The organism is Aquitalea sp. USM4 (assembly GCF_004328945.1).
Lineage (GTDB): Bacteria > Pseudomonadota > Gammaproteobacteria > Burkholderiales > Chromobacteriaceae > Aquitalea > Aquitalea pelogenes.
Window position 1 is genome coordinate 3433557 of the sequence record NZ_CP029539.1, and the last position, 22744, is coordinate 3456300.

Annotated in this window: 18 protein-coding genes; 14 read left to right on the forward strand and 4 right to left on the reverse strand. The window is 53.6% G+C overall.

The features are described from left to right. Position 1: 1 nt before the first annotated feature. The 9 genes from DKK66_RS15835 to DKK66_RS15875 are packed head-to-tail and all read left to right on the forward strand — an operon-like array spanning position 2 to position 10409. On the forward strand, positions 2 to 1063 hold the full coding sequence (locus tag DKK66_RS15835) for an acyltransferase (RefSeq protein ID WP_131359618.1): 1062 nt from the start codon (positions 2 to 4) through the stop codon (positions 1061 to 1063). Next, on the forward strand, positions 1060 to 2037 hold the full coding sequence (locus DKK66_RS15840; RefSeq protein ID WP_131359620.1) for a glycoside hydrolase family 16 protein: 978 nt from the start codon (positions 1060 to 1062) through the stop codon (positions 2035 to 2037). Before DKK66_RS15835 ends, DKK66_RS15840 begins: the two co-directional genes overlap by 4 nt. A gap of 20 nt (positions 2038 to 2057) precedes the next feature. Continuing rightward, positions 2058 to 3284: an O-antigen ligase gene (locus DKK66_RS15845; protein WP_165494197.1), complete on the forward strand. Its 1227-nt coding sequence runs from the start codon at positions 2058 to 2060 to the stop codon at positions 3282 to 3284. Then, entirely contained in the window at positions 3277 to 4203 is a 927-nt protein-coding gene (locus DKK66_RS15850; RefSeq protein WP_131359624.1) for a glycosyltransferase family 2 protein, read from the forward strand. Before DKK66_RS15845 ends, DKK66_RS15850 begins: the two co-directional genes overlap by 8 nt. Positions 4204 to 4209: 6 nt before the next feature. Continuing rightward, complete coding sequence (locus DKK66_RS15855; protein WP_242673630.1) at positions 4210 to 5148, forward strand: glycosyltransferase; 939 nt, start codon at positions 4210 to 4212, stop codon at positions 5146 to 5148. Positions 5149 to 5157: 9 nt separating this feature from the next. Beyond that, positions 5158 to 6426 (forward strand): lipopolysaccharide biosynthesis protein, encoded by a 1269-nt coding sequence (locus DKK66_RS15860; protein WP_131359628.1) that lies wholly within the window; start codon positions 5158 to 5160, stop codon positions 6424 to 6426. Positions 6427 to 6444: 18 nt separating this feature from the next. Continuing rightward, positions 6445 to 7767 carry a UDP-glucose/GDP-mannose dehydrogenase family protein gene (locus tag DKK66_RS15865; protein ID WP_131359630.1) on the forward strand — a complete coding sequence of 441 codons (1323 nt, stop codon included), beginning with the start codon at positions 6445 to 6447 and terminating at the stop codon, positions 7765 to 7767. A 50-nt stretch (positions 7768 to 7817) separates the two neighbouring features. After that, entirely contained in the window at positions 7818 to 8948 is a 1131-nt protein-coding gene (locus tag DKK66_RS15870; RefSeq protein ID WP_131359632.1) for a sugar phosphate nucleotidyltransferase, read from the forward strand. 60 nt (positions 8949 to 9008) lie between these two features. Then, on the forward strand, positions 9009 to 10409 hold the full coding sequence (locus tag DKK66_RS15875; protein ID WP_131359635.1) for a mannose-1-phosphate guanylyltransferase/mannose-6-phosphate isomerase: 1401 nt from the start codon (positions 9009 to 9011) through the stop codon (positions 10407 to 10409). 78 nt (positions 10410 to 10487) lie between these two features. Here the strand turns inward: DKK66_RS15875 and DKK66_RS15880 are convergent, their stop codons facing one another. The 4 genes from DKK66_RS15880 to DKK66_RS15895 all read right to left on the reverse strand — a co-directional run bounded on the left by DKK66_RS15880 (position 10488) and on the right by DKK66_RS15895 (position 16239). Next, on the reverse strand, positions 10488 to 11474 hold the full coding sequence (locus tag DKK66_RS15880; RefSeq protein WP_131359637.1) for a glycosyltransferase family 2 protein: 987 nt from the start codon (positions 11472 to 11474) through the stop codon (positions 10488 to 10490). A 68-nt stretch (positions 11475 to 11542) separates the two neighbouring features. Next, on the reverse strand, positions 11543 to 12502 hold the full coding sequence (locus DKK66_RS15885; RefSeq protein ID WP_131359639.1) for an NAD(P)-dependent oxidoreductase: 960 nt from the start codon (positions 12500 to 12502) through the stop codon (positions 11543 to 11545). Positions 12503 to 12941: 439 nt separating this feature from the next. After that, the gene (pta, locus tag DKK66_RS15890) at positions 12942 to 15020 is read right to left on the reverse strand and encodes a phosphate acetyltransferase (RefSeq protein ID WP_131359641.1); all 2079 of its coding nucleotides are present in this window, start codon (positions 15018 to 15020) and stop codon (positions 12942 to 12944) included. Positions 15021 to 15045: 25 nt separating this feature from the next. After that, entirely contained in the window at positions 15046 to 16239 is a 1194-nt protein-coding gene (locus tag DKK66_RS15895; RefSeq protein WP_131359643.1) for an acetate/propionate family kinase, read from the reverse strand. A 666-nt stretch (positions 16240 to 16905) separates the two neighbouring features. On the opposite strand from DKK66_RS15895, the gene DKK66_RS15900 reads away from it, so the two are divergent. The 5 genes from DKK66_RS15900 (at position 16906) to DKK66_RS15920 (ending at position 22391) form a co-directional block, all read left to right on the forward strand. Further along, entirely contained in the window at positions 16906 to 18015 is a 1110-nt protein-coding gene (locus DKK66_RS15900) for an aromatic ring-hydroxylating dioxygenase subunit alpha (protein ID WP_131359645.1), read from the forward strand. Between the two features lie 13 nt (positions 18016 to 18028). After that, positions 18029 to 18610 (forward strand): hypothetical protein, encoded by a 582-nt coding sequence (locus tag DKK66_RS15905; protein ID WP_231588915.1) that lies wholly within the window; start codon positions 18029 to 18031, stop codon positions 18608 to 18610. Positions 18611 to 18644: 34 nt separating this feature from the next. Next, complete coding sequence (locus tag DKK66_RS15910) at positions 18645 to 19514, forward strand: DMT family transporter (RefSeq protein WP_255434154.1); 870 nt, start codon at positions 18645 to 18647, stop codon at positions 19512 to 19514. A gap of 145 nt (positions 19515 to 19659) precedes the next feature. Further along, positions 19660 to 20016 (forward strand): STAS/SEC14 domain-containing protein, encoded by a 357-nt coding sequence (locus tag DKK66_RS15915; RefSeq protein ID WP_131359647.1) that lies wholly within the window; start codon positions 19660 to 19662, stop codon positions 20014 to 20016. A gap of 59 nt (positions 20017 to 20075) precedes the next feature. Continuing rightward, on the forward strand, positions 20076 to 22391 hold the full coding sequence (locus DKK66_RS15920; RefSeq protein WP_131359649.1) for a Tex family protein: 2316 nt from the start codon (positions 20076 to 20078) through the stop codon (positions 22389 to 22391). The last annotated feature ends 353 nt before the right edge of the window (positions 22392 to 22744 follow it).

The window sequence follows — 22744 nt, forward strand, 5'->3', positions numbered from 1 at the left end:
GATGAAGCTAAATAACTTGCAGATTTTGCGCTTTATTGCTGCTGGTTTGGTGCTTTTTAGTCATGTCCAACACCAGGCACAGAAGCTTTTTGCCGCTAATTCGTCTTTTGATGTCTTTGAGCCTATTTACTGGGCTGGTGGCGTTGATATATTTTTTGTTATTAGTGGCTTTATTATGTATTACATAGCATCAGAGAAATTTGGTGCTAAGGGAGCTGCATTCGGGTTTCTGCTTAAACGTTTGGCTCGGATTGCTCCCCCGTATTGGTTGTTTACCGTATTGATGGTGATTTCTACAGTCTTGTTTGCAAAGCACATTTCGCATCCGGATTTTAGTTTTTCATTACTACTTAGCTCGCTATTCTTTATTCCTAAGGTAAATAGTTACGGTTTGTTTTATCCGGTTTTAATGCTTGGTTGGACTTTAAACTTCGAATTTTTCTTCTATATTGTCTTTTCAATAGGTTTGCTTTTTAATAGGAAGCCTGGAGTTGTACTTATAGTGCTAATGCTTCTAATGATTGCTTCTTTAAAGTTTGTGATCAATGTTGAAGGAACTTCATTTGCATTTTATTCAAATACAATTATTTTTGAGTTCGTATTTGGTATTTTTCTTGCAATTTGCTTTTTGAGTGGATTGCGTTTTCCGCTATTGTTGAGTGTGTGTGTTGTTTTGCTATCCATCGTATTGATGGTAACTCTTAAAAGTGCTGGTATTGCGTCGAATTATTGGCCATATCGCTTTTTATGGATGGGGTTGCCTGCTTTGTTGTTATGTTCTGGCTTTGTTCTGTGTGATGTTAAAGATAATCACTCTACGAATATTTTTCGGGATTTCTTATCATTCATGGGGGATGCTTCATATTCATTGTATTTGTCGCACCCTTTTTCCTTGAATTTGATAGCGTTATTGTGGGTAAAGTGTAAGTTTGGTGCTCCTTGGCTTTACGTAGGAATAAGCTGCTTCTTCTCCCTTCTGTGTGCTGTTTTTGTGTATCTATGGATTGAGAAGCCGCTTGTTGGATTTTCTTCTCGGCTTTTAGCCATCAGGAGTCAGAAATGAGAAATTTTGTCATTGGTCTGTTTGGGGCTCTATTTTCAATAGCGTCTGGTGCAAAAAACATAACCATAGATATTCCTGATGGTGTTGCAGAAGAAACATGCAAAGTAATTGTTAATCCGGTAATGGCTAATCGTATTTTTTTATATAAATCATTTGATGGTGATATAAAGAATTTTCGGCTGTACGATGGAAAGTGGACCCCACATTATGATGGTGGTTACGATGAAAGCCAGAAAAAATGGTTAGGGTATGATTGGGTTACTAAGCGTACGTTGCCGGCTGCCCGTGAGCAGCAAATATATGTAGATCCCCAATATAAAGGCAGCTCTAATCAAGCGCTTGGTCTTAACCCATTTTCTGTAGTGGATGGAAGGTTAGTCATTACAGCCAGGAGCATACCTCCTAATTTAAATGCGGCCTTGCCTGGATTTTCATTTACATCTGGTTTGATAACAACCAGATCATCATTCTTACAAAAGTATGGTTATTTTGAAATCGATGCCAAGGTGCCTCAAGGTGCTCACCTTTTACCTGCCTTCTGGCTTTTGCCATTTGATAAAAGCTGGCCTCCTGAGATTGATGTTTTTGAGGCCCCTGGGCATGAGAAGGATACAATAATAACAACGGTACATTCAAAGGATTCGATCGGGAAAATCCATCATTCTGGTTGTAGATTAAATATGCCGAATTATGACAGGAATTTTCATAAATACGGTGTTCTTTGGCTTCCGGATAAGTTAATTTTTTATATCGATCGCAAGCCAGTTTCCATTGTTAAGTCTCCTTCAGGTTTTGATAAGCCTATGTATATGCTTGCTAACCTGGCTGTAGGAGGAACTTGGGTGGGGTTTATGATGAATGATGATGGTGTGCCAGTTGATTACGTAATTAAGGATATTTCTGCTTATTCACTCAAAAATAATTTTGAATGTAACTTGTCGCAAGATGGGGCTAAATTATGCCAAGGTATGTAATTATTGGTAAGCCCGTTTTCATGTTGCGACTTTCATATTTTTTTATAATATGTTGTATTCTGCAGTTTTCAGCGGCATGGATATATCCACCTACCTCTTTTTCAGGTATTAGTACTGTAATTCAGGATAAAATATTTGGTGTTCCTTTTCAGTATGCTCTTTGGCTTGCAGTTTTTTTGACATTTTTGTTTGATGCGACGCGCAATGGTTTTGACTTTTATGTAAATGTTATTAAGCCATTTCTGCCATTCTTTTTGTTTGGTATGTTTTCATCTGTTTTCGGAATTATGCCAATGGAGTCAATTAGATTGATTGCTCTCTATTGGGTTATGGCTTGTGCTGCCATCTTGCCAGTTTCTATCGCTAATGTTCGTGCTGCAAGAATCGCTTCTTATAACACCTTTTTTACATTGATTTTGATTTCTGTGTTGGTTTCAATCTTGCTTCCTCAGATTGGTGCTCAGTCATATGGGACAGTTGTTGCCTGGCGTGGGCTTTTCACAAATAAAAATGCGTTCGGTTGGTTCTCCGCAATTGCATTGATTATTGCTGTTGTCTTTTTTGACAAAAAGCGTATTTCGAAATCCTTGTTGTTTATAATACTTCCTGTTGTTGCATTGTTATTTTCTCAGTCTAAGGGAGCGCTTGTTTCTGCTGGAGTTTCACTCTTATTTGTGCCGCTTCTGGTTGGTTTGCAGAGGCGAGTTTCGCTATGGCTGGCTGTTTTGTTTTTCTTTGTGATATCTGTTTTTATATCGGGGTTGGTGTATTTTTTCTTTACGGATGTTTTATTGCTGTTGGGCCGTGATGTTACTTTGACTGGTCGTACAGTAATATGGGGTATGTATTTTAACTCAATGTCAGGATCCCCATTTCTTGGTGGTGGGCCTGGTAGTTACACATCATTAACAGAATTGACGTTGCCCCTCGCTTACAGATTGCAAGATATGGGTGCTATTTTAACTCCTCACAATATTTATCTTGCTGCATTTGGCGAGTTGGGGGTTTTTGGTCTTTTTTCTTTTGTTGGTATTTTAATATATTTTGCATTTTTTCAATATTTTAACTTTCCTAATTTATATTCACTGGCGTGTGCTGCAGTGTCTATCTTGTTGTTAATCGGTGGCTTTTCAGATACGCACGAAGTCTTTTCTGCAGGTCTATCAATGTTTGTCATGATTTTATTTAGGGCGATGGCTCTCAAGCAATTTGCATTGAAAATCGATAAGGTCAATCGAGATGATTAAGGGTGTTAAGTATGTTGTAGCGATACCAACCTATCGCAGAATCGATTTGCTTTCTGTGCTTTTAGATTCATTGAAAATCGAACTTAATTCAAAATCGGTTGCAGTTCTCATTGCTGACAATGACTGTGGTGATGCTGTGCCAGCATTGGTGGAGTCGTATCGTAATTATTTCACCCATATTTCCTCCATGCCAGTTCGCGAGCGAGGTGTTTCACAAGCTCGGAACGCACTAGTTTCAACTATAGTTCGTACTTATCCTGATTTCGAGTTCATCTTAATGCTGGATGATGATGGACGTGTTACCACTGGCTGGTTTGAGCGAATCACTAAAGCTGCTGTGGAATATGATGCGGCCCTTGTTGGTGGTCCTGTTATTGGTGAATTGCCTGATAGTGCCAGTATTTTTGCCAAAAACAGTATTTTTTCAACGCGTAAGCGTTGGCCTACCGGGGTGGTTTCGTCATTGAATACAACCCAGAATTTGTTATTGTCTCGCAAAGTTATTGAATTGGTTGGCTTGCCCTTGTTCCAGAACCAATATGGTGCATCTGGTGGTGAGGATTACGACTTGTTTAGACGTGTCGCTAGCTCCGGGGGTACGATCGTTTGGTGCGATGAGGCGGAAGTTATCGAGCCAGCACCTGCAGAAAGGCTGACTTTCAGCAGTCTTGTATCGCGCTATAGTACCACCGGTAGTTATATGTACTTAATTGATTCATCAATGGATGGCAGACGAATTACTTCTCTACGTGCTATCAAAGGATTCACCGTTTCGATTTTCAGAGTTATTTTTTGTATTTTATGTTTTAATATGAATGGTTTTGCTCGCTCAGTTTTATCACTGGCTCATTTTTATGGTCGCCTTCTGGGTATGGTGGGCCGTAAAACATCTCGATATGTAAGTACTTCGGGTAAGTAATTGAAAATGGATAATTTTAAAGTTGCCGTTGGTTTTTGTACCTATAAACGCCTGCATTCACTTGAAAGACTGTTCCAGCATCTGGCTGGCACTATCAAGGCTGTTAATGAGCAGTGTGTAATCATCGTGGTTGATAATGACGGTAACGACCCGGCAGTACCACAGGCCATTGATGGTTTTGCACAAGCTCATGGGCTGGATGTGCGTTATCTGGTGGAAACGCAGCCTGGTATTTCTGCTGCGCGCAATGCGGTATTTACAGAGGCGGAGCGCCTTGGCGTGCAGTTCATGGCCATGCTGGATGATGATGAGTGGCCGACTGATCGCTGGTTAAGCGAATTGCTCAAAACCCAGGCTATCAATAACGCCAGCATTGTTGGCGGACCTGTTCGCCCGGTGTTCCCAGAGTCCGCCCGCCACCTGGAAAAATATGCCCGTTATTGGTCGGTACAGAAGCAGTCATTGGATGGCAAGCCATTCGTGTTTTGTACCTGCAATTTTCTGGTAAACATGCACGCCATTGCCAAGGAGCCACGCCCCTTGTTCGACGAGGCATTCGGTTTGTCTGGTGGTGGCGATACCGTATTCTTCCGCAAGCTGTTTTATCGCGGCCATGCCATGGCGTGGTCTGAAGATGCCTGGATTTACGAAGAAGTGCCGGCATCCCGCGCAGGTTTCAAATGGATGCGCCAGCGTCGCTTCCGGGTCGGGAATCATGCTGTGCGTTGGGAAAGTGTAAATGGTCGGGGTTTGCGCAGTCTGATCAAAACCATCGGCCTTACTTTGCGTTTGCCAATTTACCCGCTGTTCCGTCGTGAACCGGAGTCGCCGTTTGTTGGCTGGTTGCTGGAGATGGACAAGGTAAGAGGGCGCTGGGCTTCCCATTTTGGTGATGTTTTTGTGGAATATGCCCGGCCCCAGCCGGGGCAAAAGGCCTGCCGCTAAGGGGTATTGATGCTTTCCTTGTTACGCGGTGTGCTGGACCGGCTGGAGTCTCGTTTCCGCTTGCTGACGATAGGTGCCACCCTGGTTCCTACCATGTCAGCCTTGTTGTTTCAGCTGGTGACTTTTACCATTACGGCCCGTGGCCTGGGGGTAGAGCAGTTTGGTATCTATACCGGCCTGCTGGCCCTGGTGGGTGTTTTTGTTGAGTTGACCGGGCTGGGCAGTGCTGACTTGCTGGTGCGCGGGGTTTCCAGGGATGTCTCCAGTTTTGCCCGTTATTACGGCAATTTGCTGTTGTCTGTTCTGATTACCTTGCCGCTGGCGGTGCTGGCTAGCCTGTTGATTGCATCCTTGCTGTTGCATATCCAGTTGCCGCTATGGCCCATGGCATTGGCTTTGCTTGCTGAAATCATGGTGTCGCGTGTTTCGGCCTCTACCGAGTTGGTGATGGTGGCGCATGGCCATACTGTGCGGGCTGGCTGGGTACGTTTGGCTACGGTATTGGCCCGTCTGTTTATGGCGGTGCTGTATTTTGTCTTGTTCCACCAGACGCAATTGGTGGGCTGGATTGATGTGGTGCTGCTGCAATCGGTGCTGATGTCGTTGTTTTACCTGCTGTTGTCTGCGCGGCTCTATGGTGCACCGCATTTCTGTTTGCTGCTGAGGGAATTGCATAGCGGGGTGATGTTCTGTCTGAACCAGAGCTCACGGGCAATGCAAACCAATCTGGACCGCATGATCCTGGCGCGCTTTACCGACGCCACCACCCTGGGCAGTTATGGTGCAGCGTCCCGGGTATTGCAGCTGGGCTTGTTTCCCATGCAGGTGTTGACGCGTATTTACTACCCGCATTTTTTCCGTGAAGGCAGCAAGGGTTTTGTTTCTGCCTTCCGGTATGGCGTGTCGGTTGCGCCCACCATGTTTGTTGCCGGGGTGGTGTCAGCATTGGTGGTGTCGGTGTGTGCTTTGGCGGTGCCTGATTTGTTGGGTAAAGGCTTTCAGGACAGCGTGCACTCCATTTTCATTCTTTCGGCGTCCTTGCCGCTTATTGCTTTGCAATATCCTGCTTCCGATATTCTTACCGGTGGTGGAAGGCAAGGGCTGAGAACGGTTATTTTCACCGGGTCCACCTTTGGCTTCGGCTTTGTCCTGGTTGGTGGTGTTCTGGTGTTTGGCTTTGCCGGATTACTGTATGCATTTGTATTCGCGCACTTTTTATTGGCCTGTGTTCTTTGGGGAGCAGCCTTCTTGTGCTGCAAACACAGCCGGGTTTCTTGATCTGTTGGAGTCCTTTTAATGAAAATCACAGTTATTGGTACGGGTTATGTCGGTCTGGTGACGGGCACTTGTCTGGCTGAAATGGGTAATGACGTACTTTGCCTGGATCTGGATGTTTCCAAGATCAAGATTCTGCATGAGGGTGGTATCCCCATTCATGAACCGGGCTTGCTGGAGATGGTGCGTCACAATGTTGAGGCGGGCCGTTTGCGTTTTACCAGTGATATTCAGGAGAGCGTTGCCTTTGGTGATTTGCAGTTCATCGCCGTGGGCACGCCGCCGGATGAAGACGGTTCGGCAGACCTGAAATACGTGCTGGCCGCTGCGCGCAATATTGCCTTGCACATGAATGATTACAAGGTGGTGATTGATAAATCCACCGTGCCGGTGGGTACGGCGGACAAGGTGAAGGCGGTGATTGCGGAAACCTTGCAGCAACGTGGTGTGGATGCCGGCTTTGCCGTGGTGTCCAACCCGGAATTCCTGAAAGAGGGTGCTGCAGTTGAAGACTTCATGCGTCCGGACCGGATTATCGTTGGTGCTGACGACGAGCGTGCCATCAAGCTGATGCGTGAATTGTACGCACCGTTCACCCGTAATCATGACCGCATGATCGTGATGGATGTGCGTTCGGCTGAGCTGAGCAAATACGCTGCCAATGCCATGCTGGCCACGCGTATTTCTTTCATGAATGAGCTGGCTAATCTGGCGGAAAAACTCGGCGCGGATATCGAGCAAGTGCGTATCGGTATCGGTTCCGATCCGCGTATCGGTTTCCACTTCCTGTATGCCGGTTGCGGCTATGGCGGTTCTTGCTTCCCCAAGGATGTGCAGGCACTGATTCGTGCTGCAGAGGAAACCGAGTTGCCGCTCAAGGTTCTGCAGGCAGTAGAGGATGCCAACGATGCCCAGAAAAACGTCCTGCTGAACAAGATCAAGCATCGTTTTGGTGCGGACCTGTCCGGCAAGACTTTTGCCGTATGGGGCCTGGCATTCAAGCCGAATACCGACGATATGCGCGTGGCACCCAGCATTGTTCTGATTGAAGGCCTGCTGGCCTTGGGCGCTGAAGTGGTGGCCTATGACCCGGTGGCCATGACGGAAGCACGTCGCGTATTTGGCGAACGCGCAGGCCTGCGCTATGCCACATCGCCATTGGCTGCTGCGCAGGATAGTGATGCGCTGGCCATTGTCACCGAATGGAAGGAATTCCGCGCCCCCAATTTTGATGCGCTGAAATCCGCCCTGAAAAACCCGGTAGTGTTTGATGGCCGCAATATGTATGTGCCAGAACAAATGCGCCAGCGTGGTTTCGAATACGACACCATTGGTCGTCGTTAATCCGGTCAGAATAAAATAATTCGCTCAGAGAGAGTCAGCACATGAAGGCCATGATTTTAGCTGCGGGCAAGGGAACCCGCGTTCGCCCCCTGACCTATGATTTGCCCAAACCGATGATTCCGATTCTGGGCAAGCCGGTGATGGAGTATCTGGTAGAGCATCTGGTGCGCTATGGTGTGCAGGACATCATGGTGAACGTCAGCTATCTGCACGAAAAGATCGAGCAGTACTTTGGTGACGGCCAGCGCTTGGGCGCGCACATCGGTTATTCCTTTGAAGGCTATGTCGATGATGCCGGTGAGGTGAATCCGCACCCGGTGGGTTCCGCTGGCGGCATGCGCAAGATCCAGGATTTTGGTGGTTTCTTTGATGAAACCACGCTGGTGATTTGCGGCGATGCGCTGATTGATCTGGATATCCGCTCGGCCTTGTTCGAGCACAAGCGCAAAGGCGCGCTGGTGAGCGTGATCACCAAGGAAGTGCCGCTGGAGCAGGTGTCCAGCTATGGCATCGTGGTGACTGACAACGATGGCCGTGTGCGCTCATTCCAGGAAAAACCAAAGCAGGAAGAAGCGCTGTCGCGTCTGGCCAGTACCGGTATCTACATCATGGAACCGGAAGTACTCGATCTGATTCCCAGTGACACCTTTTTCGATATCGGTAGCGACCTGTTTCCACTCATCGTGGAAAAAGGCCTGCCTTTCTATGCCCAAAAGCGCCATTTCAACTGGATTGACATCGGTAATGTGAAAGACTTTCTCACCGTGCAGCTGGATATCCTGAGCGGCCGCGTGGCGCAAATGTATGTGCCGGGTGTGGAAGTGGCAGAGCGGGTATGGGCAGGGCTGAATACCCGTATCGACTGGGACAATATCGAGATTCAGGGGCCGGTATTCTTTGGTTCCGGTTGTCATGTGGAAGCTGGTGCCAAAATCATCGGCCCGGCCTGGATTGGCCATGGCAGCCATATCTGCAAGAACACGCTGGTCGAGCGTAGTGTGTTGTTTGAATACACCCGCATTGCCGAAGGTTCCACGGTGCAGGACGCCGTGGTGTATGGCGATTACACAGTGAGTCACTCCGGTGAAATTCGCCATATCAGCGAATTCAAGGATAATCTGTGGAATGACGCGCGCGATCGCCGCCTGAAGCCGCGGGTTAATACTGACAAGACCGAATAATCATCTGACAGGGGGCCATCTTGTGCATGGGTCCCTGTGCATTCTGTTAAAGAAGACCTGATGAAAATCACCCCCGTTATTTTGTGCGGTGGCAGTGGTACCCGTCTGTGGCCATTGTCTCGCAGCAGCTTTCCCAAGCAGTTTCTGGAGCTTGCCGATGGCGAGTCGTTGCTGCAAGCCACCCTGCGTCGTTTACCTGCTAGTGCCAGCGATGCGCTGATTATCTCTAATGCCGACCACCGTTTTCTGGTAGCCGAGCAATGCAAGTCGCAGCCGGATGCCACGGTGGTGCTGGAGCCGGTGGCGCGTAATACCGCGCCGGCCATTGCCGCCGCTGCCTTTATTGCCCGTCAGCGCGACCCGGATGCCGTGATGCTGGTATTGCCCAGCGACCACCTGATTCGCGATACCGCTGCTTTCCATGGTGCAGTTGAGGCCGCCTATCCGTCTGCCGTGGCAGGCAAGATCGTTACCTTCGGCATCGTGCCGGACCAGCCCAATACCGGCTACGGCTACATTCAGCGCGGTGCGGCGTTGTCTGGTGACGTCTATGCGGTACAGCGCTTTGTGGAAAAGCCGGATCACGACAATGCCGTGCGCATGATTGATTCTGGCGATTACTACTGGAATAGCGGCATGTTCCTGCTCAAGGCCAGTACCTATCTGGATGAGCTGGCCCGTTTCCAGCCGCAGATGCATACCCAGGCAGAACAATCTGTGTTGCAAGCCAGGCAGGACCTGGACTTTTTCCGTCTGGATCCGACAGCTTTTGCCGCTTGCCCCAGCGATTCCATCGACTATGCCGTGATGGAGCGTACCACCAGTGCCGCAGTGGTGGCTTCTGATTTCGGCTGGAGCGATATCGGCTCCTGGACGTCTCTGGCCGAATCGCTGCCGCACGATGAGCAAGGCAATGTATTGCGTGGCGACGTGGTGCTGGATGACAGCCGCAATTGCCTGGTGATGGGCAATCACCGGCTGGTGACGGCTACCGGTGTGGATGATCTCATCATCATCGAGACTTCCGATGCAGTGCTGGTGGCGCACAAGGACAAGTCACAATCGGTGAAGAAGATTGTGGAGCAGCTGCAAAAGCAGCAACGTGCAGAAGCGCATCTGCACCGTCAGGTGTATCGCCCGTGGGGTACTTACGAAGGCGTGGATGATGGTGACCGCTATCAGGTCAAGCGCATCACCGTAAAGCCGGGCGCATCGCTGTCACTGCAAATGCACCATCACCGTGCCGAGCACTGGATCGTGGTGAAGGGCACTGCTCGCGTCACTTGCGGTGACAAGGTGAGCCTGCTGACGGAAAACCAGTCTACTTATATCCCGCTGGGTGAAGTGCACCGGCTGGAAAACCCGGGCAAGGTGATGCTGGAGCTGATTGAAGTTCAGTCCGGTTCCTACCTTGGCGAAGACGATATCGTGCGCTTTGAGGATACCTACGGGCGTAATTGAGTCAGCGTCGTAGTGTTTCAGTAAAAAGAGGTGTTGCCTGGCAACACCTCTTTTTGTTTTCAGTCTGGGCGGTGAGTCTTAGGCTTCAGGCTGCCATTTTTGCTCGCGCAGCCTGACCATTCCGTAGGCAAAGCCAAGCGCCCAGCCGCTGTGCATGGCGAAGGCGGCTACCCCTGCCAACAGCGCGCAGGGCTTTTTGTGCTTGGCCACTACGGATGCTGTGCCGGCCAGCAGTAGGCCAAGATAGCCTGCCGGAATAATCAGGCTATAAGGCGTGACCAGCGCCAGCGGCAAGGCCAGCAAGCTGCTGCCAATGCATGCGGGCACGGCAAATTGGCGCAGGCGCAGCGAAGTAGGGTGCTTCCGCACCGTGCGTGAGCGGCCCTTGCCGTAGTTGAAATATTGCTTGAACAGGCTTTTGAAATTGGCGCGAGGGTGGTAAATCAACCGGATTTTGCCATCCAGGTAAATCTTCATGCCGCGGGCACGCAGTCGGCAGTCAAATTCGGCATCTTCATTATGGGTAAAGGTAGCGTCGTAGCCTTTGTTCCGAATGAAAGAAGCCGTTTTGAAAATGGCATGATGGCCATGGTCGACATAGCCACTGAAATTGCCACCGCGGTGTGCCGAACCGCCAGAGCCGATCAGACTGTCGGAAACCCAGGCAACTGCATTCTGAAAGCAGCTTTCTCCACGGGAGTCCATCGGGACTACAACAGAGTCGGCATCATGCTGTTTGATGGCGTCAAGCAGCGCGCTGATGAAGTTGGGCGGATAGATGGCATGGGCATCGCAGCGGATGACATATTCGGTTCCATGACCGAATTTTTCTACCGCAAGGTTGACTGCGGCGCTCTGGATTTTCTGCGGATTGTGCAGCAGCTTGACGAATGTGTGCTCACGTGCATAGTTCTGGACTTTCTGAGCAGTGTCGTCACTGCTGCCGCCATCGGCCACCACGATGGTGGTGTTGGCGGGCAGCCGGGCTGAAATGCTGTCCAGAACGGATACGATATGTTTGCTCTCATTGAGCGTGGGGATAACAATCAATATGGAGTCGGACATGCTGTGCTGGATTTCTTTGGTCTTGATTTCAATTCAACCGGGCTTGAGTGCCATGCTGACTAAGTGCTTCAGTCAAAACGTCCCTGGCTTTCCTTGCCCCATTGGTTCAGCGCATTGATCAATGCCGATTCCTTTTGTTGTTTTTGCTCGGTCAGCCATGAAGGAATGATGTCGGTAGAGCGTACCAGCTTCATCACCCGGTCCGGATGAATACCAAGCCCAAGTGCCGAAAACGGCCGCAATAACTGGGCTGCGGTGTAAACGATGAATTTCGGTACCAGATAGGTTTTGGCCTTTGGGAAATGATGTTGACGGAAGGTGTCGACAATTTGCTCCATGGTGTAACGGTCTGGATAGCAGCCATTCAGCAAGGTAAAGCGCTGGTTATTACGCGCAGCATATTCGATGGCTTCCAGCAGGTCGCCCACATAAAAGCAGGCTTTAACCGTGTCTTTGCGGCCAGGGTAGATAAAGAAGCCTTTTTTCAGCAACTTGGCCATACGGGTAAAGTTACCGCCTTCGCCATGACCAAAAATGACGGCAGGGCGGCAAATGACCAGTTTTCGGCTGCCGTCCTCATCCATCCAGTTTTTCTGAATGCGCTCCGCCAGAAATTTGGACCAGCCATAAGCGGACTCGGGTGTTGGCTTGGTGCTTTCCGATTTGGCTTCTTCAGAAGGGCCATAAACAGAGATGGAGCTGGTAAATACAATTTCACTAATATTGTTTCTGCGTGCCCAGGCAGTAATTTCGGTGGCACCCAGAACATTTGTTTCGTAGTACTCGTGTGTGGGGTGACCGGGCGTGGTGTGGATGGCTGCAAGGTTATAAATGCGGTCTACTTTGCCGCTCACGTTCAATTGACTGAGGTCACGTACATCGCCGGTGATGTAGTCAACACCGTTCAGGCGTTCGCGTGGGGGCTTGATGTCGATGGAGACAACCCGCTGGCCTTCCGCGACCAGTCGACGTGTGAGGTGTGTTCCAATGAAACCCGATCCGCCGAAAATGACACTGCATTGAACCATGAGTACTCCAGAAGTTTTTAACCGAAATGTAAGAATTGCGCTGGAAAGTAATGTGAAGCAAAGAAGAAAAGAGTGCACCCGGCTCGTGATGTTGTCTGCGCACGGATGATATTTTTATGTTGAGGCATGCAAGGTTTTACATCCCAAATGTCGATGCGCAATAGGCTATGTTTTTACCATATTTTCAGGCCGGAATCATCCATTTTATACAAGCCCTTGCGGCTTCTGGCTGGGTGAAATTAGCTATCTGGGTAGAGGTTAGTGAATATCTAGCACCATGTTTATTCATTTCACCAAGCTTGTGTTTAATTCTTTGCTCATTTTAAATTATTGATACGGATTAGACCTGTACTGGGCTGGTGATCATGCTGAAAAGAAAAAAGCCGGTGCCCGGCAAGCATGTCCTTGCTGGGTACCGGCTTTTGCAAGCGGTGCTTGCTTAGCGCTTGTCCGCCTGAATGGCCGTCAGGGCGATGGTATAGACAATGTCGTCCACCAGTGCGCCACGCGACAGGTCGTTCACCGGTTTGCGCAGGCCTTGCAGCATGGGGCCGACGCTGACCACGCCTGCCGAGCGCTGTACCGCCTTGTAGGTGGTGTTACCGGTGTTGAGGTCCGGGAACACAAACACGGTGGCGCGGCCGGCCACGGTGCTGTCCGGGGCTTTCTGGCGGCCGACCGACTCCACGCTGGCGGCGTCGTATTGCATCGGGCCGTCGATTTCCAGGTCCGGGCGCTTTTCCTTGGCGATGCGGGTGGCTTCGCGCACTTTTTCCACGTCCGAGCCACTGCCGGAGCTGCCGGTAGAGTAGGAAATCATCGCGACGCGCGGCGGAATGCCAAAGGCGGCGGCGGAGTCGGCGGACTGGATGGCGATGTCGGCCAGGTCTTCCGCGGTCGGGTCCGGGTTGACCGCACAGTCACCATAAACCAGCACCTGTTCCGGCATCAGCATGAAGAACACGCTGGAAACCAGCTTGGCTTCCGGTGCGGTCTTGATCAGCTGCAGGGCGGGGCGGATGGTGTTGGCGGTGGTGTGTACCGCGCCGGATACCAGGCCGTCCACTTCGCCCAGTGCCAGCATCATGGTGCCCAGTACTACATTGTCTTCCAGCTGTTGCTCGGCCATCGGTGCGTTCAGGCCCTTGCCCTTGCGCAGTTCCACCATGGGCTGGATGTAGTTGCCGCGTACTTCATTGGGATCGAGGATTTCAATCGAAGCGGGCAGGGTGACACCCTGGGCTTCGGCAATCTGTTCGATTTCGGCGCGGTTGCCAATCAGCACGCAGTGGGCAATGCCCTTTTCCTGGCAGATGGCGGCAGCCTTGACGGTACGCGGCTCGTTGCCTTCCGGCAGTACGATGCGCTTGCCAGCACGGCGGGCTTTTTCCATCAGCTGGTAGCGGAAGGCCGGTGGCGGCATGCGGTGTTCGCGCGGCGCGCCGACGTTGCGCTTGAGCTTGTCGGCATCCAGATGCTCGGCCACGAAGTCGATGACCCGCTCCATGCGCTCCAGGTCGTCCGCCGGTACCTGGCGGCTCATATTGCTGAGGAAGCTGGCGGTTTCGAAGGTGTTGTGCGTGGTGGACATCACCGGCAGGCCGCTGGTGAAGGCCTGGTGGCACAGTTGCTGGATGCGCGGGTCGGGCAGCGAGTCGCAGGTCAGCAGCAGGCCGGCCAGCGGCACGCCGTTCATGGCGGCCATGGAAGTGCCCAGCACAATGTCTTCGCGGTCGCCGGCGGTGACAATCAGCGCACCGGGCTTGAGCAGATGAACCACATTGGGCACGGTGCGGGCGGTCACCGCCATGCTGCGCACGCGGCGGCGGCTGATCTGCCCGGCGTGCAGCACTCGCGCTTGCAGGTAGTGGGCCACGTCCAGCGTGCGCGGGGCCAGCAGCTCCGGCTCGTTGGGGATGGCACCAATCATCGGCAAGCGGTTTTTGTGCAGCAGGTTGCCGGCTTCCTGGATTTCCATCGCCAGTTGCTGGGCGTCCTGTTCCTTGGGCAGACGGTTCAGGATATAACCCGCCACGTGGCCGGGTTGGGCGCCAAAGGCTTGTACGCTCAGCTCCAGTTGCTCGGCAATTTCGTGGCTGGCCAGCTTGTCGGCAGCGGTCACCAGAATGGTTTGCGCTTGCAGGTTGCGGGCAATCTTGGTGTTGAGGAAGGTGGAGAACACCTGTTTCTGGTCGGGTACCAGGCCTTCCACAATCATCAGGTCTACATTGTGCGAGGCTTGCTGGTAAAGCGAGACCACCTCTTCCATCAACTGGTCGATTTCACCTTGCGACAGCAGGTGTTCCACCCGTTCCATCGCCAATGGTTCCGGCGGGTTCAGGTGGCAGATGGCGCGGGCAAAGTGGGTGGAGCGCTCCGGCGAGCTGTCCGCCCCTTGGGCGATGGGTTTGACAAAACCCACGCGCAGGCCGGATTGCTCCAGCGCGCGGATCATGCCCAGCGCTACCGAGGTGAGTCCGGCATCAAAGCCGGTCGGTGCCAGGAAAAAAGTATGCATGCTTCTGACTCTTTCTTGGGCTGCCTCAGACAGACAGGCCCGCCAGCTGGGCGGTGTCCAGGGCAATCATCAGTTCTTCATCGGTGTTGATCACCAGGGCAGGCACGGAGTCGGCGGTGGTGATGCGGCCAGCCTTGCCGCGAATGCATTGTTCATTGGCTGCTTCATCCAGCTGCAGGCCCAGGAAGCCCAGCTGTTTGATCACACGGGCGCGCAGGTAGGACGAGTTTTCGCCAATGCCGCCGGTAAACAGCACGCCGTCCAGTCGGCCCAGTGCCACGGTAAGGGCGGCAATGTGCTTGGCCAGGCGGTAGCTGAAAATATCCAGTGCCAGAATGGCTTCGGGCTTGCCGGCCATGGCGGCGTCTTCCAGTTCGCGGCAGTCGCTGGACAGCTCGGACAGGCCCAGCAGGCCGGATTTCTTGTTCAGCAGGTCGGTGACGCCATTTACATCCAGGCCCAGTTCGGAGGCCAGGTAGCCAAAGATGCCCGGGTCAATGTCGCCGGAGCGGGTGCCCATCACCAGGCCTTCCAGCGGGGTCAGGCCCATGGTGGTGTCCACGCTCTTGCCACCCTTGATGGCTGCGGCGGATGCGCCATTACCGAGGTGGGCACAGACAAAGGCGGTTTCTTCCAGCGGCTTGTTCAGCAGACGTGCCGCTTCGCCGGTGACAAAGCGGTAGCTGGTGCCGTGGAAGCCATAGCGGCGCACGCCATGCTCGCGGTACAGCTGCATCGGTACGGCATACAGATAGGCCTGCTGCGGCATGCTCTGATGGAAGGCGGTGTCGAATACGGCAACCTGGGTCAGGCCGGGGAATTGCTGCATGGCAGTGCGGATGCCCAGCAGGTGGGCCGGGTTGTGCAGCGGTGCCAGTTTGGCGCATTTCTCGATTTCGGCGATGACGGTGTCGTCGATGACTGCGGAGGCCTTGAAATGCTCGCCACCATGCACCACGCGATGACCAACGGCCTTGACGCTGTCCAGCAAATCCAGCTCGCGCAGGCGGGCAATGATGGCGTGCATGGCAGCAGCATGGTTGGCTTCGCTCAGCGTCAGGCTGTCTTTCTGGCCTGCGTGCTTGAAGCTGATCTGGCCTTGTTCCAGGCCCAGTTTCTCGGCCAGGCCAGTCAGGATGGCTTGGTGAGAGGCGGTGTCGATCAGGGCAAATTTCAGCGAGGAACTGCCGCAGTTGATAACGAGAATGCTAGATTTCATAGGCACTGGGATCGTAAATGACAAAAAAGGGGTCCGTGGGGAAAATCACTGCATCAATCCGGTAGATTGGCCATATTAAAGGTTATGACTGTGTCGGCCTGATGACTGGTTGCGCAGCTGACGGGCTCCTCTTGATTTTCCTTTGGTCGGCATGAACCGGGCGGCGATTATCCGGTGCGTCTTGGCGCTCAGCAATAAGGGATTTACCTTGCTCTCGCGCCTTGCTGCAACATGATCCGGCTTGCCATGCGGCTACTGGTTTCTGCCTTCACCCACTGGCTGCGGATGTTGGTAAAAGCAGCGAATGGTACTGGCTGTCACGTTTCAGCTTGTCCCTGGCACTTAGGCCGGTTCAACCGTGCGGCGAGTATAGCATACCCATCATCAAGTGCTGATGTTGCTTTGCACAATTTGAGCTAAAGCAATGATTTACATGATGGCTGTTGCTGAAAATGTGCCAACGCCTGCGAAAACGGCCGATATTTTGCCGATGTCGGCTTTCTTCCTGCTAAAAATAGCTTGCCCCCCCTTTCGGGGCGGGGCATAATCCCGGCCTCGAAAAGCAGGGTCTTGGCCCTTGTTTTCATTATTGTTTTGATGGTTCCGTAAACTCGTTTAGCGAGATTCGGCTGGTCTTATATCTTCTTCCACGGAGGTGTGGGAATAATGTCTGATCTGGCTTCTTCGCAGATGCTGCAAGCATCTGCTGCTCAGCTGCCTATCTATACCTACTTTGACCCGGCTCATTACGAGCTGGAGCAAAAACAACTGTTTGCCACTGCTCCGCAGTACTACGGCCATGCGCTGATGGTGCCCAATGAGGGCGACTATCACACGCTCGAATGGCTGGGCCACGGCAAGATGCTCAAGAATGTGGGCGGCGAAATCAAGCTGATTTCCAACGTCTGCCGCCATCGTCAGGCGCTGATTTATCAGGGTCGCGGCAATGGCAACCACATGGTGTGCAATCTGCATGGCTGGACTTACGACGCCGAAGGCAAGCTGCTGGGCGCGCCGCATTTCCCGCAAACGCCTTGCCTGAACCTGAATCAGACGCAACTGACCAACTGGAACGGTTTGCTGTTTGATGCCGGTCGCGACATCGCGGCCGATCTGGCGCAGCTTGGTGTGGCCAAACACCTGGATTTCTCCGAGTTTGCCTTCCATTCGACGCATACCACCGAGTATGACTTCAACTGGAAGACTTTCATCGAAGTCTATTCCGAGGACTACCACGTCGACCCCTTCCATCCCGGCCTGGGCAATTTTGTCGATTGCGCCGAGCTCAAGTGGGAGTGGGGCGCGCAGTATCACGTGCAGACTGTGGGGGTGAAAAACCAGCTGGCCCGTTCTGGTTCGCGCGTGTATGGCAAGTGGCACGAGGAGGTACGCCGCCGCTTTGCCGACCGTCAGCCTGAATTCGGTGCCATCTGGCTCACCTACTACCCCAACATCATGGTGGAGTGGTATCCGCATGTGCTGGTAGTCAGCGTGGTGATTCCGCGTGGCCCGGAAAAATGCACCGTCATCACCGAGTTCTACTACCCGGAAGATGTGGTGTACTTCGAGCCGGAATTCGTCGAGGCAGAGCAGGCCGCCTACTTCGAAACCGCCAAGGAAGACGACGAAATCTGCTATCGCATGCACCAGGGCCGTCGTGCGCTGTGGCTGCGTGGCGAGAGCGAAGTGGGGCCGTATCAATACCCCACCGAGGAAGGCATGCAACACTTCCACGAGTTCTATCGTCGCCTGATGGGCGATGCCATGGCTGGCTAAGCCGGGTGTTTCAGTGCAGAATGACAAAGGCGCGGGTTTCCGCGCCTTTTTCTTTGTCTTGATGACAATGCACTGGCAAAAACATTTACTCATTCTCAGCCTTGGCCTGTTGAGTGCTCAGGCGCTGGCCAGCGGTTATACCGACCCGGCCAGCAAGATCAACTTCACCTTGCCGCCCGGCTGGAAGGTCCGCAGCGTGGTGCAGGAGGGCGTGCGCGTCATCAAGGTGATTCCGCCCAAGGCGGATCAGCGCGAGCGCGCCGCCATTGAAGTCACCCTGCAGGAGTACAAGGCCACCCGCGCTGACAGCCCGGAGCGCCTGCAACGCCGTTATCGACAGGCCGACGGTGATCGCGAGGCTGCCTTGTATGCCCGGCTCAACGCCCATACCGGGCGGCTGGTGACTGAATATCGCGAAGGCCGTTTCGTTTCCGGACGTTTGTGGATAGTGCGGCATAATCTGCATGTCTTTCTTCCCACGCCGGGCAAGCGCCTGCTGGAGGCGCGCTGTGCTGCCAATGCATCGGAATTCAAGACCTACCGTCATCAGATGGAGTTGATCTGTCTTTCCGCCAACAGTACCCGCAAGCCATGATTTGTATTCCTTGTCTTCCGTGTTGGAGCCAGTCGTGAGTGGGGCGCTGATCGTGCGTTTGCGCCGTGGGCAACTGGGCGCAGGCTGGATGGTGGTGGCTGCCGCCTTTTTTGCCTGGATGGGTGTGTTCGTCAAGGCAGGCGCGCAGCATTTCAACTCCATCGAGCTGCTGTTCTGGCGTACGTTGATTGGCACCGTCATTCTCGGTGCCGGCATCCGCTGGCGCGGACTGTCGCTGTCCACTCCGCACTGGCTGGGGCACATCAAGCGTAGCTTTGTCGGCTATCTGTCCATGTCGGCGCTGTTTTATGCGCTCACCCATTTGCCACTGTCCACTGCGGTGACGCTCAACTACACCTCCTCGCTGTTTTTCTCGCTGATTTGCGTGGTCAAGCTCAAGGACAAGCTGTCCCGCGCGGCGGCGCTGGCTCTGGGGCTGGGTTTTCTGGGTATCGTCCTGCTGCTGCGGCCTACCTTCAGCTCGGACCAGTGGCTGGCTGGCGTGGTGGGCCTGCTGTCCGGTGTGTCTGCCGGTTTTGCCGTGTTCCAGGTGCGGGAGCTGGGGCAAATGGGCGAACCGTCGTGGCGGGTGGTGTTCTGGTTTTTCGCCATTGCCAGCTTGTTCGGGCTGGTCTGGCTGCTGCTCGGGCCCGGTTTTTCACCGGTGCACGCCGGAAACATATCCGCCTTGCTGGGTGTGGGGGTCTGCGGCATGTTGGGGCAGCTGGCCATGACCATGGCTTACAAGGAAGGGCGCAAATACCTGGTAGCCAGTTTCGCCTATCTCACCGTGGTGTTCTCGGCCTTGCTGGGCGTCTTGCTGTGGGGCGATGCGCTGGGGCCGGATGCCTTGTTGGGCATGGGCTTGATCGTCGGGGCGGGCATGCTGGCAGCGCTGCGCTGAATCATGCCAAAAACATGTCACTCCTTGACGGTTGTCAGCAGAAACTTCCCCGCGGCGCACTAGAATGCAATCATGATCACGCAATTGAAGCTGGCGTGGTTTCATCAACAATAACAGGCAGGACTCACACTTTAGGAGATGCAGCATGATTTCTATCCGCGAACAGGATTATGGTCTGGATGTGGCGCTGTTCAATGAATTCTCGCTGGCAGATTTCAAGCTGTTTGAAGATGCGCTGGTCAAGCGCGTTGCCGAACAAGGCAAGCCGGACGTGCTGCTGGATCTGACCGAGCTGGTGGACTTCACCCTGGATATGGCGGTAGAGGAGGTCAAGTTTGTGCGTGCGCACGAACAGGACTTCGGCCGTATCGCGCTGGTGGTCAGCGATGTGTGGATCAAGCTGGCGGCCCACATTGCCGGCCTGCTGTCGCACAACCACCTGGAGTATTTCGACACGGTGGAAGAAGCGCAAGCATGGCTGGCTCGGTCGGTTGCTGCTTGATTTTGGACTGAATGGCGGTACAGTAGCGGTTTTTGTTCAGCACGAAAGAATAAAAACCGATGTTGAAAAGCATAGCCAGCCGTCTTGCTACTGAACTGGCCGTTCGCGAGAACCAGGTGGCGGCCACCATCGAACTGATCGACGGTGGTGCCACCGTTCCCTTTATTGCCCGCTACCGCAAGGAAGTGACCGGCGGGCTGGATGACACCCAATTACGTACGCTGGCCGAGCGGCTGGTGTATCTGCGTGAGCTGGACGAGCGCCGCGATAGCATCCTCGCCAGCATTCGCGAGCAGGACAAGCTCACCCCCGAACTGACTGCTGCGCTGTACGCTGCCGACAACAAGACAGCGCTCGAAGACCTTTACCTTCCTTACAAGCCCAAACGCCGTACCAAGGCCCAAATCGCCCGCGAAGCCGGCTTGCAGCCGCTGGCTGACAGTCTGCTGGCCGACCCCACGCAACAGCCAGAAGCATTGGCAGAAGGCTATCTCAATGCCGAGGCTGGTGTGGCTGATGTCAAGGCTGCACTGGACGGTGCGCGTGCCATCCTGATCGAACGGTTTGCCGAAGATGCCGAGCTGCTGGGTCGCCTGCGCGAAAAGCTGTGGAACGAAGGCGAGCTGGCTGCCAGCGTGGTGGCAGGCAAGGAGCAGGAAGGTGCCAAGTTTGCCGACTACTTCGACCATCGCGAAGCCATTCGCGCCACGCCATCCCATCGTGCGCTGGCTTTGCTGCGCGGTCGCAATGAAGGCGTGCTCAGTCTGGCGTTGAAGTATCAGCCGGATGAAACCCCGATTACCGAGCGTTCCGCTTACGAATTGATGATCGCCCAGCGCTTTGGTGTACAAGACAAGGGCCGCGCTGCCGACAAATGGCTGCTGGATGGTGTCCGTCTGTGCTGGCGCGCCAAGATCTTCCTGTCGCTGGAGCTGGAACTGATGGGCAAGCTGAAAGAAGCGGCAGATGGCGAGGCCATCAAGGTGTTTGCCGATAATCTGCACGACTTGCTGCTGGCGGCACCGGCGGGTCAGCGCGCTACCCTGGGTCTGGATCCGGGTTTGCGTACCGGCGTGAAAGTAGCTGTGGTGGATGGTACCGGCAAGGTGCTGGACACCACGGCCATCTATCCGCACGAGCCACGCCGCGAATGGGACAAGTCCATCGCCATTCTGGGGGCGCTGTGTACCCGTCACAATGTTGACCTGATTTCCATTGGCAATGGCACGGCCAGTCGAGAAACCGACAAGCTGGCGCAGGACCTGATCAAGGCTTACCCGCAGTTGGGCATGACCAAGATCGTGGTGTCCGAGGCGGGTGCGTCGGTGTATTCGGCTTCCGAGCTGGCGGCCAAGGAATTCCCCGATATGGATGTCAGTTTGCGCGGTGCAGTCTCCATTGCCCGGCGCTTGCAGGACCCTTTGGCCGAACTGGTGAAGATCGACCCCAAATCCATCGGCGTGGGCCAGTATCAGCATGATGTCAACCAAAGCCAGTTGGCACGCGCGCTGGATGCTGTGGTGGAAGATTGCGTGAATGCCGTGGGTGTCGATGTGAATACCGCCTCCGTTCCGCTGCTGACCCGCATCTCCGGGTTGAATGCTACCTTGGCCGCCAATATCGTGGCTTATCGCGATCAGAACGGTGCGTTCAAGAACCGCAAACAACTGTTGAAAGTACCGCGCCTGGGTGACAAGACATTCGAGCAGGCAGCCGGCTTCCTGCGCATCCGTGGTGGCGACAATCCGCTGGATGCCTCGTCGGTGCACCCGGAAGCTTACCCGGTGGTAGAAAAAATCGTCGCCAGGCTAGGGCGCGAAGTGAAGTCTTTGCTGGGGGATTCGGTGACGCTCAAATCAGTCAAGGCAACTGACTACACCGATGAGCGTTTCGGCCTGCCCACCGTCATGGATATCCTGAAGGAGCTGGACAAGCCGGGTCGCGACCCGCGTCCGGAGTTCAAGACCGCCACCTTCCAGGACGGTGTCGAGGACATCAAGCACCTTCAGCCCGGTATGGTGCTGGAAGGGGTGGTCACCAATGTGGCCAACTTTGGTGCCTTTGTGGATATTGGCGTGCATCAGGACGGGCTGGTTCATATCTCCGCACTGTCCAGCAAATTCATCGACGACCCGCGCAAGGTGGTGAAGGCTGGTGATGTGGTCAAGGTCAAGGTGCTGGAAGTCGATGTGGCGCGCAAACGTATTGCCCTCACCATGCGCCTGAGTGACGAAGTGGGTGCGGCCAATCGTGGGGCCAGGTCAGAAGCTGGGCGTGGCAGTGATCAGCGCAACCGCCAGACTCAAGGCCGTTCGCAGCAGCCTGCTGGGGAGTCCGCCATGGCTGCGGCATTTGCCAAGCTGAAGCAGCGCTGATTGCATGTTTAACATATATATGTAAGTCACCAAGCCCGGCCCAGCCGGGCTTTTTGCTGCCTGTGTCGGTGCTGAGACCGGCTTTTTGCGCCAGTTTCCTGCATGGGTCAGCGTCAGGATGGACGCCAGTGCGCCGCTGGCTGTGCACCCGCAGCAAAACAGCCATGAAACCCGCATTTCATAAAGTATTACCGTTCAGTGACTTAGCGGTCTGCGCGACGGAATTTTGGCAAATCCTGCAGATTTCTTCGGATAAAGTGTTGACGAGGTCAGGCCGCGGGCGTATAGTTCGCCTCCTCAGCAGACAACGCAGCGACGGAAACGAAACGCAGCGACCTGCACCGCTCTTTAAA

Excerpts from the sequence above, each read along its gene's own strand:
- DKK66_RS15835 (WP_131359618.1), top strand. The coding sequence starts at position 2 with ATGAAGCTAAATAACTTGCAGATTTTGCGCTTTATTGCTGCTGGTTTG.
- DKK66_RS15840 (WP_131359620.1), top strand. The coding sequence starts at position 1,060 with ATGAGAAATTTTGTCATTGGTCTGTTTGGGGCTCTATTTTCAATAGCG.
- DKK66_RS15845 (WP_165494197.1), top strand. The coding sequence starts at position 2,058 with ATGTTGCGACTTTCATATTTTTTTATAATATGTTGTATTCTGCAGTTT.
- DKK66_RS15850 (WP_131359624.1), top strand. The coding sequence starts at position 3,277 with ATGATTAAGGGTGTTAAGTATGTTGTAGCGATACCAACCTATCGCAGA.
- DKK66_RS15855 (WP_242673630.1), top strand. The coding sequence starts at position 4,210 with ATGGATAATTTTAAAGTTGCCGTTGGTTTTTGTACCTATAAACGCCTG.
- DKK66_RS15860 (WP_131359628.1), top strand. The coding sequence starts at position 5,158 with ATGCTTTCCTTGTTACGCGGTGTGCTGGACCGGCTGGAGTCTCGTTTC.
- DKK66_RS15865 (WP_131359630.1), top strand. The coding sequence starts at position 6,445 with ATGAAAATCACAGTTATTGGTACGGGTTATGTCGGTCTGGTGACGGGC.
- DKK66_RS15870 (WP_131359632.1), top strand. The coding sequence starts at position 7,818 with ATGATTTTAGCTGCGGGCAAGGGAACCCGCGTTCGCCCCCTGACCTAT.
- DKK66_RS15875 (WP_131359635.1), top strand. The coding sequence starts at position 9,009 with ATGAAAATCACCCCCGTTATTTTGTGCGGTGGCAGTGGTACCCGTCTG.
- DKK66_RS15880 (WP_131359637.1), bottom strand. The coding sequence starts at position 11,474 with ATGTCCGACTCCATATTGATTGTTATCCCCACGCTCAATGAGAGCAAA.
- DKK66_RS15885 (WP_131359639.1), bottom strand. The coding sequence starts at position 12,502 with ATGGTTCAATGCAGTGTCATTTTCGGCGGATCGGGTTTCATTGGAACA.
- pta (WP_131359641.1), bottom strand. The coding sequence starts at position 15,020 with ATGCATACTTTTTTCCTGGCACCGACCGGCTTTGATGCCGGACTCACC.
- DKK66_RS15895 (WP_131359643.1), bottom strand. The coding sequence starts at position 16,239 with ATGAAATCTAGCATTCTCGTTATCAACTGCGGCAGTTCCTCGCTGAAA.
- DKK66_RS15900 (WP_131359645.1), top strand. The coding sequence starts at position 16,906 with ATGTCTGATCTGGCTTCTTCGCAGATGCTGCAAGCATCTGCTGCTCAG.
- DKK66_RS15915 (WP_131359647.1), top strand. The coding sequence starts at position 19,660 with ATGATTTCTATCCGCGAACAGGATTATGGTCTGGATGTGGCGCTGTTC.
- DKK66_RS15920 (WP_131359649.1), top strand. The coding sequence starts at position 20,076 with ATGTTGAAAAGCATAGCCAGCCGTCTTGCTACTGAACTGGCCGTTCGC.